Origin of the sequence: Streptomyces corchorusii (assembly GCF_001514055.1) — a bacterium.
In the GTDB taxonomy this organism is placed as follows: Bacteria; Actinomycetota; Actinomycetes; order Streptomycetales; family Streptomycetaceae; genus Streptomyces; species Streptomyces olivaceoviridis.
The window spans coordinates 172,398-185,700 of the sequence record NZ_KQ948367.1 but is presented as its reverse complement, the minus strand read 5'-3'; the positions used below and the strand labels follow the sequence as shown (position 1 = coordinate 185,700).

The following is a 13,303-nucleotide window of genomic DNA, read 5'->3' as shown; positions in this document are numbered from 1 at the left end:
TTCTGTGGCTCGGACCACACGCGGCAGCGCAGCCGCATCACCTAGGTCTAGGAGACCGACCATGCCCGCTCTCGACCGGCAGGACGAGCCGGCGATCGCCGTCCCCACGGCCACCGCCACAGCAGGCCGCATCAGGTACCTGATTCTGGCCATGCTGTTCGTCGTCACCACGATCAACTACGCGGACCGCTCCACCCTCTCCATTGCCGGCGACTCGATGCAGAAGGACCTGCACATCAGCTCGGGCGAGCTCGGTGTGCTCTTCTCCGCCTTCTCCTGGTCCTACCTCATCGCCCAGATACCCGGCGGCTGGCTGCTGGACCGCTTCGGCTCCAAGAAGGTCTACGGCATCGCGATCTTCCTCTGGTCGGTGCTCACCATGCTCCAGGGCGCCATCGGCTTCTTCGCCGGAGCCGCGGTCGTCCTGCTGTTCATCCTGCGCTTCGCCGTCGGCTTCGCCGAGGCCCCCTCGTTCCCCGGGAACTCACGTATCGTCGCCGCCTGGTTCCCCACCCGTGAACGCGGCTTCGCCTCGGCCCTGTTCAACTCCGCCCAGTACTTCGCCACCGTCGCGTTCGCCCCCCTCATGGGCTGGCTGGTCACCGCCATGGGCTGGGAGCACGTCTTCACCGTCGTCGGCGGCGTCGGCGTCGTCCTGGCCCTCGTGTGGACGAAGGTCATCTACGCCCCCCGCAGCCACCCGCGCATCAGCGACGGCGAACTCGACCACATCCGCGGTGGCGGCGCGCTGGTCGACCTGGACGCCCCCACCGCCGAGGAGGACATGAGCGCCAGGAGCGCCACCTCCGCCAGGCGGAATCTGCGGCACATCTCCACGCTGCTGAAGAACCGCACCACCCTGGGCGTCTTCGTGGGCCAGTACTTCATCAACACCATCACCTGGTTCTTCCTGACCTGGTTCCCCGTCTACCTGGTCCAGGAACGCGACATGAGCATCCTCGAAGCCGGCTTCGTCGCGTCACTGCCCGCGCTGTGCGGCTTCGTCGGCGGTGTCCTGGGCGGCTGGCTCTCCGACCGCCTCGCACGGGGCGGCACCAGCCTCACCGCCGCCCGCAAGATCCCCATCGTCACCGGCCTGCTGCTGTCGACCACCATCATCATCTGCAACTACGTCACCGCGTCCTGGCTGGTCGTCCTGATCATGTCCCTCGCCTTCTTCGGCAAGGGCATGGGTGCCCTCGGCTGGGCCGTCATGTCGGACGTCGCCCCCAAGCAGATCGCGGGCCTCGCCGGCGGCCTCTTCAACACCTTCGGCGCCGTCGCCGGCATCGTCACCCCCCTCGTCATCGGCTACATCCTCGACGCCACCGGCTCCTTCGACCTCGCCCTCGCCTTCGTCAGCGCCTGCGCCGCCATGGCCGTGGTCAGCTACCTCGTCATCGTCCGCGACATCGAGCGCGTCGAACTGCCGGAGCAGGGCACGCCCAGCCGAGCGTGACCTGACAGCCGGCGCCCGCCGAACGGAACCCGCCACACGAGGACGCGGCCTCCGGGAGCGCTGAGCCCGGGGGCCGCGCCGTCGGCCAACCGTCAGGTGCGGCTTTCCACGTACCGGTCGATGGCGTCGGCGTGTTCCTTCGGCCAGTCGATCTCCAGGCGGAGCCAGGACCCGGGGCTCGTGACGCGTCCGGCACGGTCACGCATGCCGCGCTCCGCCCCGCCCCGGGCGCCGACGCGCTCACCGAAACCCCGACGGCCCTCCTCCTCCAATCCGTACGCGTCGAGGAAGGTACGCAAGAGGACCGATTGGCCGTCGAGGGAGCAGGCGATGCCGGCACCGAGCAGCCACAGCCAGGCGGCATGGGCCAGGTCACGCGCGCGAGGACCGGGAGCGGCCCGGTCGAAGTCGAAGGCGGAGACAGGAAGGCCGTCGACGAAGGCGACGTTGAGCGGGGAGAAGTCGACGTGACACACGGTCTCTTCGCCACCCGCGACCGCCGTGCCGGCGGTCGCGTCATGCGGTCTGCGCAGCCACTGCGCGGCGGCGGTGATCTGAGCGGGCGACCAGTCACGTGCCCGGAAGTCGGTCCGCTTCTCACCGTGTTGGAAGCAGAGGATCCCGCGTCTCTCGTCATCGGTTCCGAGCAGCCTCGGTGCGACGTCGAAGCCGACGTCCTCCAGATGCTGGAGCAGCCGGTGTACGAACGGCGAGTGCGGCCCGACCGGCCGCCGTCGACTCCGCCACGAACAGCGGCCTCCCCCACTCAAGGCGACCTGTCCGATACCGGCAAGGTCGACACACACTCCGCGGATCCTGTCCCGACACGCGTCCATCAGCCGGTAGCCGTCACATCGACCGGTCCCGAGGCGACGCACCCGCCCCCCGGTTCCCGAAAGCCGGATACCCCGGCAGCGGTGACGCCTCCCAGTCTCCGGCGACCTCGCGCAGCAGCGTCCGCATCGTCTCCGCGAGTGCCGGGAACTCCTCCAGCCCGCTCGCCATCTCCCAGCGATGCCTGAGCACCTGGCGCCTCGTCGGGGCCGGGCGCCGGGTCCGGTGGAGCGGTCCGTCCTCCACGGTGCTGCGAGGCAGCAGACGCACCGTCGCGTCCACCGTCCACACCGCTGTGGCCTGCCGCATGCCGGCCTGCCACACCTCGTCCTCGGCCAGTGCGGGGTACACACCGACGACCTCCGCGCGATACGCCTGCTCGATCTCCGCGGCCGTCTCGGCCGGCAGGGTGAAGACGCACCAGCAACTGGAGAACGGCATCCGGCAGTACGCGGCCGTCAGGAAGACCGACTGGTAGCAGGCCGCCTCGAAGTCGATCAGCCGTAGCCCCTCCGAGGTGAGCAGGTTGTTGTCAGGGCAGGTGTCACCCGGGGTGAAGGCTGGATACTCCGCCCCACCTGCCGTCCCGATCCGGGCCAACTCCCCGGCGAGGCCCGGAGGAGCCGCGATGGCGACGCGGTCGAGCAGCGCGAGCAGTTCAGCGGCGTTCCTCGCGATCCACGGCTCGTCCTCCCAGGACAACATGCCCTTGTCGTACCGGGACCACAGCCGTCTGAAATCGGCGCGCCGGCCCACCGATCGGGCGGCCAGCCTCCCGAGCCCGCGGGCCCAGAGCAGCAAACCGTCTTCTGCGACGATCGGATCGTTCCCGAGCAGGACGTCCGCCAGGGTCGGTGCGTTCCCGAGATCCTCCATCACCAGCAAGGGAACATCGAGGTCTACGCCCAAGACCTCGGGACCGGCGATCCCCAGCGACAGCCCGGCGGCCTCAGCCGTGAAGCAGCGCAGGGACTCCGGCTCATCGCTGAACGCCTTGACGATCACACTGCCGCCGCCGGCCGTCTCACAACGCACCACGGTGCTGCGCGAACTGCCACCCAGGTCGACCGGGCCGAACAGCTCGGTGTCCAGCAGTTCACCGGCGGCGCGCACGATCAACTCCATCGTGCGCATTCTGCCACCGACGTCCTGGACGACACAGGTCGCCATCCGGCCGCCGGCCGTTCTGGAACGATCACCAAGCAGACGCACGCGCGCTGCGTCGCGGATGTCGGCCGCGCGCGGTCGGTGAGCCGGGCGATGTCATGGGGCCGACTGTGGCCGTCGGCGGACTCGGCCGGGTAGGGTCCGCCCGTGAGACTCGCGATCTTCGACTTGGACGGCACCCTGGTAGACCGCACCAGTGCCTTCGCCGACGCCATAACCACCCTCAGCCACGACCATGGCTACGGGCCCGAGATCGAGTCCTGGCTGCTGACCGAACTCGCCGACCGCGCCGACCGCGCCGACTTCGACCGCCTGCGTGCCGCCTTTCCGATCGCCGAGAGCAGCGACCACCTCTGGCGCGTCTACATCGATCGCATGGCGTCCGCCGTCACGTGCCGCCCCGCCGTGCTCGTTGCGCTCACCCGCCTCAAGGACGCCGGCTGGAGCATCGGAGTCGCCACCAACGGGGCCAGCGACATCCAACGCGCCAAAGTACGGGCCACCGGGCTCGCCGACCTGATCGACGGTATCGCCGCCTCCGGCGACATCGACGTACGCAAGCCCGATCCGAGGCTCTTCGAGCTGGCGGCGGCCCGGTGCGGCACCCAGCTCACCCCCGGCGACTGGATGACCGGCGACAATCCCGAAACCGACATCGCCGGCGGCTACAACGCCGGCCTGCGCACCATATGGGTACGCGGTCGCTCCTGGCCCGACGGACTGGACACCCCCCACCACACCGTCGACGACGTCACCGAGGCGGTCGACTACCTGCTCGCCCACTCCCGGTGAGGACGGACCCGGCCGAAGGGAACGGGAACGGGCGGCGGTGAGCCAAGCCGAGGATCTGCCCGCAGCCCACAGCCCACTGCCCACTGCCCGCTGGGAGTTGTCCCAGCCGGTCTTGCCTGCCTTGCGGGCAGAACGCCGCGGCAGGGGGCTCGGCACCGGTCGGCCGCCGGCCACGACCCGCGCTGTCTGCTGGACGCGGTCCTCGTCACCGTGAGACCGGCGGCCGCTGGCTCCCCGCACGGCGGGCCGCACGCGGAGAGCGCCCGCGTGCCGGGCAGGCCGGGCATGACGCCCCCTCGGGCGTCGAGTCACCTCGCGGGCGTGGAACGGCCTGCGGGGACCACGTCCGCTGAGGTGCCCGGGTGTCCCCGGTGCGCGCGGCTTCCGGCCCGCTGGAGGTGGACGACGGCGTCGAGTCCACCGCCGGGAGCCGCCTCCAGGGTGACCTCGCCACCGCCGGCGCGGGTGAGGTGCCGGACCATCGGCAGGCCGAGGCCCGTGCCGTCGTGGTCGGCGTCGGCGGCTCGCCAGAACCGGTCGAAGGCACGCTGCCGTTCGGCCTCGCTCATGCCGGGTCCCTGGTCGGTCACGTGCAGCTCGGCCATGGGCGGGGTGCGGCTGTCTTCCTTGGGAGCGACGGTCGCCAGGGTGATGGCGGATCCCGGCGGGGACACACGCAGTGCGTTGGAGAGCAGGTTGTCGATGATCTGCTCCAGGGCGCCGGGCACCGCCCACACCCTGACGGCCGCGGCCCCGCAGACGATGAGGTCGACGTCCTGTTCGTCGGCGAAGGCCGCCCAGGTCGCCGCGCGATCGGCCACGACGGCAGGGAGGTCGACTGCCTCCGGCCTGATCGCGGAGTTCTCCAGCCGGGCGAGCGCGAGCAGCCCCTGCACCATGCGACCGAGCCGCTCCAGCTCCCCGAGTGCCTGGTCCAGGCTGTGGTGGGCGCAGGGGTCGAGGTGCGGTTCGAAGTTCTCCAGGCGCAGGCGCAGGGCCGTCAGCGGAGTCTTCAGCTGGTGCGACGCCTCGGAGGCGAACGCCTGCTGGGCCTGGAGCAGGTGCTGGAGCCTGGTCGCGGTCCTCGTGAACGACGCGACGAGGCGGCGTAGCTCCGGGGGCCCCTGGTCGGCGGCCGGTGGATCGGTGATCCGGCCTTCGGCGAGTTGTGCGGTGGCGCGTTCGAGGGCCTGGAGGGGACGGGTGACGGAGCGGGCGAGAGCGAAGCCGATCACGGAGACGGCGGCCAGGACGCCGAGCCCGGCAGCCGCGAGGACCAGCCAGGTGGCGTGGACCTTCGCCGTGATCGGCCCGAGGGGATAGGTGGTCCGCACGACACAGGCGACGGCGGCGGCGGAGCCACCCGGCACGGTGACGAAGAGGACGTCGCCGCCCGCGGACGGGTCGCTGCGGGTGCCGACGGCGGGACGGCCGCGCAGCGCGGCGAGGACGCCCGGCTCGGCGGACAGGTCCTCGCCGGCCGGGGTCCGGGCGGCGGTGTCGGTGAGGACGACGCCCCGGCGGTCGGCGACGAGTACCCGGCTGCCGGTTCGCCGCCCGTACGCGCGGGCGAGTTCGGGCAGGTCGGCCGTCAGCCCGTGCTCCATCTTGTCCTCGCAGACCTCCGCGAGCGTCATCGCCCCCTGCTGTGCCGCATGGGAGAAGCGGGACAGCTCGCTGCGGGCGTAGAAGACGCCGAAGGGCACTTCCAGTGCGAGCAGGACGAACAGCATGAGGCTCAGATGGCTGAGCAGCAGGCGCCGCGTCACCGGGGTGTTCCCCCGCGCGCCGGCACCGCGGCGGACGTGGTGTCGGCGTGGGCCGGTGGAACCAGGCGGAAGCCGATGCCGCGGATGTTCTCGATCCAGGAGGAGTCGCCGAGTTTGCGGCGCAGCGCGGCGATGTGGACGTCCAGGGTCTTGGTGGGGCCGAAGAAGTTCGGTTCCCACGCCGTGTCGAGGATCTGCCGGCGGGAGCAGACCGCTCCGGGGTCCTCCGCGAGGCAGACGAGGAGATCGAACTCCTTGGGTGCCAGGGCGATGGGTGCCCGGTGCAGACGTACCTGCCGGGTGCGGCGGTCGATGGTCAGCGGGCCGATCCGCTGGACGTCGGGCGTCCTGGCCGGTGCCGGGTCAGCCGAGGGGTCCGGTTCCGTACCGGGGGTGTCCGCGCCCGCCGGCCGGGCGCGGCGGGTGACGGCACGGATCCGGGCGACGAGTTCCCGTACGCCGAAGGGCTTGGAGACGTAGTCGTCCGCGCCCAGCTCCAGACCGAGCACCCGGTCCACCTCGTCGTCCCGGGCGGTGATCATGATGATCGGCACGGACGAGCGGGACCGGATGGCACGGCAGACGTCGAGGCCGTCCATGTCGGGCAGCCCCAGGTCCAGCAGCACCATCGCCGCCTCCGGCGCGGCAAGGCCGTCGGCCCCCGTTCCGGCGTGTTCGACGGTGAATCCGAAACGGCGCAGTCCCTCCATCAACGGCAGGGCCACCCGGTCGTCGTCCTCGATCAGCAAGACACGCATGCCGAAAGGCTCACAGACCTTCGCCGAAGGGCGTGGAGCAAACGCCGGAACCTCCCCCGAGCCGGTGATCCCGCACGCTCGGCGTAACCGCGGAAGAGTGCTGCGACGACGACATCCAGGACATGGACAGCGGGGAGTAAGCGGGGAGTCAAGGCCTCGGGTGTCGCGGGTGCGGTCGCCCAGGCGACGGTGGGAAACCGAGGTAAGGGCGGACCGCGTACGAGGAAGTCGGTGCCGGCGGAATCGGCCGGGGGTGGGGGAGGAAATCCGCCGCATCGCGGGAATCCGGGGCTTCCCGCTGTATGTGCTCTGGCAATTCGCTTGATCGTCCTCCCGTAGCGTCGGTCGCACGGCCGGTGCCACCGGGCACCGTGCGGCACACACCCCCACGAGCACCTGGGATGTCCCATGCCCCTCGATGAACTACGCCTCGCGCGCCCGGATCTGGTGGAGCCCTTCACGACCGCGCTCCCGGGGGCACGCGCCACCGTGCTGGGCCGGCTGTGGGGGGCCTTCGCACGAGAACCCGTGCCCGGTGTCCTCGGGCGCCGCCGGGACGCCGGCGCCCTGGTGGTCGAGCTGCGACGGGGCGGCACGCTCTCGGCGGCCGAGTCCAGCGCCCGGCCGTTCGCCGAGGTGCCCGACGACTTCGCCGTATCCGGGCCGGACGGGCCGATCAGCGGGCCGGTGGAGTTGCTGGCCCAGCTGGACCTGCGCACCCCCGCGGCGGAGCGACTGGCGGCCGAACTGGACGACAGCGTCGTCAACCTGGCCCTGGCCCGGGCCGCGAACGCCGCAGGAAGGGGCGCGCCGGAGGACTCTGCGGATGCCGAGCAGGCGGTCGTCGACGGCCATCCGCAGCACCCCTGCTGCCGGACGCGCACCGGCATGTCGATCGCCGACGTGCTCGCCTACGCGCCCGAGCACCATCCGGTCGTCCGGCTGGCGCTGCTCCGCGTCCCGGCCGACCGCTGGCGGGGGGCCGGGACCTGGCCGCGGCACCTGCGGGACGGCGACACGGTCCTGTTGCCGCTGCACCCGTGGCAGCGGGACCACGTGCTCGTGCACCACCCCGACCTGGCCGTCGTGCGGGAGACGATCCCGGCCCGGCCGCTGCTGTCGATGCGCACCCTGGTGCCCCTGGGCGCCCTGCCGGGCTGCCACATCAAGACCGCCCTCGACGTCCAGGTCACCAACTACCGGCGCACCATCTCCCCGGCCGAGGTCGCGGACGGGCCCCCGCTGTCCGACCTCGTCGCGGCCGTCGTCGACAAGGCGGGGTACGGCGGGAGCCTGCGCGTTCTGCGGGAGCTGGGCGGTGGCGCGGTGTGCGTCGACGGGCAGCCGTCGGCGAGCCTCGCGGCGATGGTCCGGGAGTCGACCGAGTGCTGCCTCGACGCCGGGGAGATCGCGGTTCCGCTCACCGCCGTCCACGCGACCGGGGCCGCCGTGGTGGCGGGGGACCCGGTGCGCTGGCTGTCGGACTTCGCCGGGCTGATCCTGCCGCCCGCGCTGACGCTACTGTCCATGGGCGTGGCACTGGAGGCCCACGGTCAGAACACCCTCGTCGTCCTGCGGGACGGGCGGCCGGTGCGGGTGCTGTACCGGGACCTGGACGGCGTACGGGTCAGTCCGCGCCGCCTGGCCCGCTGCGGCTTCACCCTGCCTGCCCTGCTCGGCACCCGCGCGGGCGACGACGCGGAGGCGCTGCGCACCAAACTGTTCGGCGGTCTGATCAGCGGAGTCTTCAGCGAGCTGGTCGACGTGCTCAGCCGGACGCGGGGGGCCGATCCACGGGCGCTGTGGGGCGTGGTGGCCGAGGCCGGCCGCCGGGTGTACGCCGGTCTGCCGGAGCGGGAGGACGAGGCCGCGTTCCTCGGCGACACGATGCCCCTGAAGGCGACCATCGCCATGCGCCTGGCCGAGGACCCGGGCAGGGCGCGGTGGACGCCCGTCCCCAATCCCCTCGCGTCGTGCCGTTGAACTCCGACACCGACCACCGTCCCCCTGGAGCGACCGTATGACCACCGGCACTGCCCCCGGCACCACCGCCTTCGGCGCGAGCGCGCCCGCCACGACAGCCGACACCGTCACTGCCCACACGCTGCTCAACTGCCTGATCCGTGAGGTCTCCGCCCCCGAACACCAGGTGACGGTCGACGGCGACCACCTCCTGCTCCGTCTGCCGCGCCAGGGGATCCTGCTGCGTTCCCCGCTGCGCCGGGTCTCGCTGATCGGAGCGCACCGCTTCGAGGGCCCGGTGCAGCGGCTCGACGGCGACGCCTGGACGACCGTGGGCTGGAGGGAGCTGGCCGGTCACATCCGACGCGAGCTGGAACTGCGCACGGGTGTCGCCAACGAGGAGTTCCTCGCCCAGGTCGCCGACAGCCGGGAGACGATCCGCACGGCGCTCGAAGAGCGGGCGGGCGCGACACCGCACACGGACCCGTACGTGGCGTCGGAGCAGTCCCTGGTGTTCGGCCACCGCTTCCACCCGACGCCCAAGTCCCGCACCGGCGATCCGGCGGACTGGCTGGCGTACGGCCCGGAGACCGGCGCGCGCTTCCGCCTGCGCTACCTGGCCGTACGGCGCCACCTCGTGCGGGAGGAGGGCGAGCTGCACGAGCTGGACGCGCTGCACCCGACGGCCGGCCCGGACTTCGCCGTCCTGCCGGTGCACCCCTGGCAGTTCCGGCTGCTCGGGGAGGACCGGGCGCTGCGCGAGGCCATGGCCCGCGGCGATGTGGCCGACACCGGGGTGAGCGGACCGGAACTGGTGCCGACCGCGTCGGTGCGCACGCTGTACGACGTCGAGAGCGACACCTTCCTGAAGTTCAGCCTGAACGTCCGCCTCACCAACTGCGTTCGCCGGCACGCCCGTTACGAGCTGTCCGGCGCCGTCGCCCTCAATCGCCTGCTCCGGCCCGTCTTCGCCGCACTCGCCGGTCGCTTCCCCGGGTGCGCGCTCCTGGCCGAGCCCGGCTACCGCACACTGGACACGGGCGGCGACACCGCCCTCCTGGAGGGCCTCGGCGTCATCGTCCGCTCCGGCCTGCGCCACCACCTGCGTCCCGGGGTGACGCCCCTGCTCGCCGCCGCGGTGGCGGACGAGTACCCCTCCGGCGCGGCGCACGTCTCCCGTCTGCTCGCCCGCGGTGACGGGGACGTACTGGCCTGGTGGGACGCGTACCTGCGGCTGCTGCTGCCCCCGGTGCTGGCCGCCTACTTCGAACACGGCGTCGTACTCGAACCCCACCTCCAGAACGTCGTCGTGGGCGTGCACGCGGACGGCACTCCGGCACAGATGTTCTTCCGCGACCTGGAGGGCACCAAGCTCCTGCCCGGCCCCCACGAGCGCGCCCTCGCGGACCTGCCCGAGGACGTCCGCGGTCCCCTCACCTACGACCCGGAACGCGGCTGGAACCGGGTCGCGTACTGCCTCCTGGTCAACCACGCGGCCGAAGTGCTCGGTGCCCTGGCCGACCTCGACCCGACCCTGGAACCCGCCCTGTGGGGCCTGGTCCGCGACCACCTGCACGCCTACGCCCGCACCGCCGCCCAACCGCCGCGCCTGCGCGCCCTGCTGTCCGGAGTACCGCTGCCGGCGAAGGCCAACCTGCTCCTGCGCTGGTCCCGCAAGGCCGACCGGCACGCCACCTACGTCCCCCTGACCAGCCCCCTCGGCGCGGACTTCCCCCGCGAGGCGATCCGGTGAGGGCCGCCCTGCTGGACCGCGTCGTCCGGCTGGCCGACGACGACCTGCCCGCGTACGTCTACGACCTCCCGGCCCTGCGCGAGCACGTCCACGCCGTCCGGGCCGCACTGCCGGACCGTGTCGGGCTGCTGTACGCGGCCAAGGCCAACTCCGACCCCCGGGTCCTCGGGGCCCTGGCCGGTCACGTCGACGGTTTCGAGGTGGCCTCCGGCGGCGAACTCGGCCATGTCCGCGCGCTGCTGCCCGACGCGCCGGTCGCCTTCGGGGGCCCCGGCAAGACACCGACGGAACTGGCCCACGCGCTCGACGCCAAAGTGGAGCGCCTGCACATCGAGAGCGAACACGAACTGCGTCTGCTCACGGGCCTGTTGGACGGTCGGACCGTCGACGTCCTCCTCCGCGTCAACCTCCCCGTCGACCTGCCTGCCGATCTCGGCCGGGCCGGCCTGGTCATGGGCGGCCGGCCCAGCCCCTTCGGCATGGACCCCGCGCGGCTGGACCGCTGCCTGGAGCTGATCGCCGCCGTCCCCGGCGTCCGGCTGCGCGGCCTCCACTTCCACCTGGCCAGCGGCCTCACGGCCCCGGCCCACCTGGCGCTCGTCGACGGGACCCTGGCCTGGGCCGAGGACTGGGCGGCGCACCGTCGCGGCGTGTGCCTGTCCGAGGTGAACGTCGGAGGGGGGATGGGCGTCGACTACGCGCACCCGCACCAGGGGTTCGACTGGCCCGCGTTCGGCGCCGGACTGCGCCCGCTCCTGGCCCGCCACCCCGGTCTCACCCTGCGGATCGAACCCGGTCGTTCGGTCACCGCCTACTGCGGGTGGTACGTCACCCAGGTCCTCGACATCAAGTTCAGCCGCGGCCAGGCGTTCGCCGTGCTGCGCGGCGGCACCCACCATCTGCGCACCCCGAGCGCGAAACAGCACGACCAGCCCTTCGAGGTGATCCCCGACGACGTCTGGCCGAGGCCCTGGGACCGGCCGGAGGTCCGCGACGAGCCGGTGACGCTGGTCGGACAGCTGTGCACGCCCAAGGACGTCCTGGCACGCCGGGTCGGGGTCGCACGGCTGCGCGTCGGCGACCGGGTCGCCTTCGCCATGGCCGGCGCCTACGCCTGGAACATCTCCCACCACGGCTTCCTCATGCACCCCCACCCGACCTTCCACCACGTCGAGGAAGCCGAGGTGCCCGACCCGGGCGCGTACGCCCGCCGGCTGCCATGAGCGCGGGCCCCCGCCTGCCGGTGAAGGCCGTACTCACCGTCCGGAACTTCCGTCGCCACCTGCTCGGACAGCTGACGTCCAACATCGGCACCTGGATGCAGCGCGCCGCCCAGGACCTGCTCGTCCTGCACCTCACCGGCGGCAGCGGCAGCGCGGTCGGCATCGTGACCGCACTGCAGTTCCTGCCCCAGACGCTGTTCGGCCTGACCGGAGGCGTCCTCGCCGACCGGTACCCCAAGCGGCGGCTGCTGCTGCTCACCCAGACGGCCATGGGGGCGCAGTCGCTGCTGCTCGGGCTGCTGACCGTCACCGGGGAGGTGACTTTGCCGTCCGTCTACGCGCTGGCCTTCGCCCTGGGCACCGCCACCGCCGTGGACGGCCCCGCCCGGGGCGCCTACGTCTCCGATCTGGTCGCGCGCGAGCTCGTGCCCACCGCGGTGAGCCTGAACTCCGCCCAGTTCAACGTGGCCCGCGCCGTCGGCCCCGCCCTAGCCGGCCTGACGGTCGCCGCCTTCGGCACGGGCCCGGTGTTCCTCGTGAACGCGGCCTCGTACCTGGCCGTCCTCTACGGTCTGGTCACCCTCAGGACGGACGGCGCGGGCGCCCCGGGCGAGCGCGGCCGGCCCCGGCCCGGCCGCACCCGGCTGCGCGACGCCTTCCGCCACATCGCCTCCACGCCCGGACTGCTCCTGCCGCTGGTCCTGATCGCCTTCGTCGGCACCTTCGGCCTCAATTTCCAGGTGACCATCTCCCTGGTGGCGATCACGGCCTTCCACACGGGCGCCGCCGCCTTCGGCTGGCTCTCCGCCGCGTACGCCCTGGGCGGTCTCGCCGGCGCGCTCCACGGGGCGAGCCGCGGCAGGCACCCCACGGTACGCCGTCTGACCACCGCCACGGTCGTCTTCGGGGCACTGGAGACGGCACTGGGTCTGATGCCGGGCTACGGCACGTTCCTGGCCCTGCTGCTGCCCACCGGTTTCGCCGCGGTGACCGTGACCACGACCGCCAACGCGCTGACACAGCTCCATGCCGACCCGCACCTGCGGGGCCGCGTCATGTCCGTCTACTTCCTGGTCCTCCTCGGCGGCACTCCGGTGGGCGCCCCGCTGGTCGGCATGGTGTCGGATGCCCTGGGCGTCCGCTCCACCCTGCTCCTGGGCGGCGTGGTCTCGGCCTCCGCCGCGCTCGTCCTCCCCGCCCTGATCCCGGCGATGACCGCGAGACGCCGTCCGAAGGCCGGATCGGCACCGCCCACGACGGCTGCGGCACCGGCGCCGAGGTGACGCGCACGCCACCTCGGCCGAGGCCAGCACGCCGCGTCGGTCTCCGTCGCCCCTTCAGCGTTTCAGGGCGTACACGTACCAGGTGTAGTACGTGCCGGGGTTGTCGCCGTCGTCCCCGGGCGCGTACTCGCCCAGGGTCCACAGCACGTCACCGCGGGCGTCGTAGCCGATGTCCTCGGGTCCGGGCGGGAGTTCCCAAGAGCAGGTGTAGACGCATCGCCAAGCAGGCCTGCACTCAGCGCTAACGCAATTCATGGTGCTGCCACTTACCGTGAAACGCGTACGCCAGCGAGTGAAACCGAA

The 13,303-nt window shown here is 72.3% G+C and carries 11 protein-coding genes; 6 read left to right on the top strand and 5 right to left on the bottom strand.

Annotated features, from left to right (window positions below):
* The first annotated feature begins 61 nt into the window (after window positions 1-61).
* Window positions 62-1,459: an MFS transporter gene (locus tag AQJ11_RS35465; protein WP_059265983.1), complete on the top strand. Its 1,398-nt coding sequence runs from the start codon at window positions 62-64 to the stop codon at window positions 1,457-1,459.
* Between the two features lie 92 nt (window positions 1,460-1,551).
* Here AQJ11_RS35465 and AQJ11_RS51665 read toward each other — a convergent pair whose 3' ends face one another.
* A complete protein-coding gene (locus tag AQJ11_RS51665; protein WP_244218515.1) occupies window positions 1,552-2,265 on the bottom strand; it encodes a phosphotransferase in 714 nt (237 codons plus the stop codon).
* A gap of 43 nt (window positions 2,266-2,308) precedes the next feature.
* Window positions 2,309-3,418 carry a hypothetical protein gene (locus tag AQJ11_RS35455; protein ID WP_059266015.1) on the bottom strand — a complete coding sequence of 370 codons (1,110 nt, stop codon included), beginning with the start codon at window positions 3,416-3,418 and terminating at the stop codon, window positions 2,309-2,311.
* Between the two features lie 189 nt (window positions 3,419-3,607).
* Between AQJ11_RS35455 and AQJ11_RS35450 the strand changes: the two genes are divergently transcribed.
* On the top strand, window positions 3,608-4,252 hold the full coding sequence (locus AQJ11_RS35450) for an HAD family hydrolase (protein WP_014669555.1): 645 nt from the start codon (window positions 3,608-3,610) through the stop codon (window positions 4,250-4,252).
* Between the two features lie 308 nt (window positions 4,253-4,560).
* On the opposite strand, the gene AQJ11_RS35445 is transcribed toward AQJ11_RS35450, so the two are convergent.
* Both AQJ11_RS35445 and AQJ11_RS35440 read right to left on the bottom strand, forming a co-directional pair.
* Window positions 4,561-6,021, bottom strand: coding sequence for a sensor histidine kinase (locus tag AQJ11_RS35445; RefSeq protein WP_059265982.1), 1,461 nt, complete (start codon window positions 6,019-6,021; stop codon window positions 4,561-4,563).
* Window positions 6,018-6,779, bottom strand: a complete 762-nt coding sequence (locus AQJ11_RS35440; RefSeq protein ID WP_059265981.1) for a response regulator transcription factor — start codon at window positions 6,777-6,779, stop codon at window positions 6,018-6,020. Before AQJ11_RS35440 ends, AQJ11_RS35445 begins: the two co-directional genes overlap by 4 nt.
* 408 nt (window positions 6,780-7,187) lie before the next feature.
* Here AQJ11_RS35440 and AQJ11_RS35435 point away from each other — a divergent pair, with 408 nt between their 5' ends.
* Genes AQJ11_RS35435 through AQJ11_RS35420 form a run of 4 tightly spaced genes read left to right on the top strand, consistent with a single transcriptional unit; the run spans window position 7,188 to window position 13,000 of the window.
* Window positions 7,188-8,762, top strand: a complete 1,575-nt coding sequence (locus AQJ11_RS35435) for an IucA/IucC family protein (protein ID WP_059265980.1) — start codon at window positions 7,188-7,190, stop codon at window positions 8,760-8,762.
* A 37-nt stretch (window positions 8,763-8,799) separates the two neighbouring features.
* Window positions 8,800-10,494 (top strand): IucA/IucC family protein, encoded by a 1,695-nt coding sequence (locus AQJ11_RS35430; RefSeq protein ID WP_059265979.1) that lies wholly within the window; start codon window positions 8,800-8,802, stop codon window positions 10,492-10,494.
* On the top strand, window positions 10,491-11,717 hold the full coding sequence (locus tag AQJ11_RS35425; RefSeq protein ID WP_059265978.1) for a type III PLP-dependent enzyme: 1,227 nt from the start codon (window positions 10,491-10,493) through the stop codon (window positions 11,715-11,717). Before AQJ11_RS35430 ends, AQJ11_RS35425 begins: the two co-directional genes overlap by 4 nt.
* Window positions 11,714-13,000: an MFS transporter gene (locus AQJ11_RS35420; protein WP_244218514.1), complete on the top strand. Its 1,287-nt coding sequence runs from the start codon at window positions 11,714-11,716 to the stop codon at window positions 12,998-13,000. The genes AQJ11_RS35425 and AQJ11_RS35420 overlap by 4 nt, the downstream gene beginning before the upstream one ends.
* Before the next feature lie 54 nt (window positions 13,001-13,054).
* Here the strand turns inward: AQJ11_RS35420 and AQJ11_RS35415 are convergent, their stop codons facing one another.
* Window positions 13,055-13,255, bottom strand: coding sequence for a hypothetical protein (locus AQJ11_RS35415; RefSeq protein WP_059265977.1), 201 nt, complete (start codon window positions 13,253-13,255; stop codon window positions 13,055-13,057).
* Window positions 13,256-13,303 lie beyond the last annotated feature (48 nt).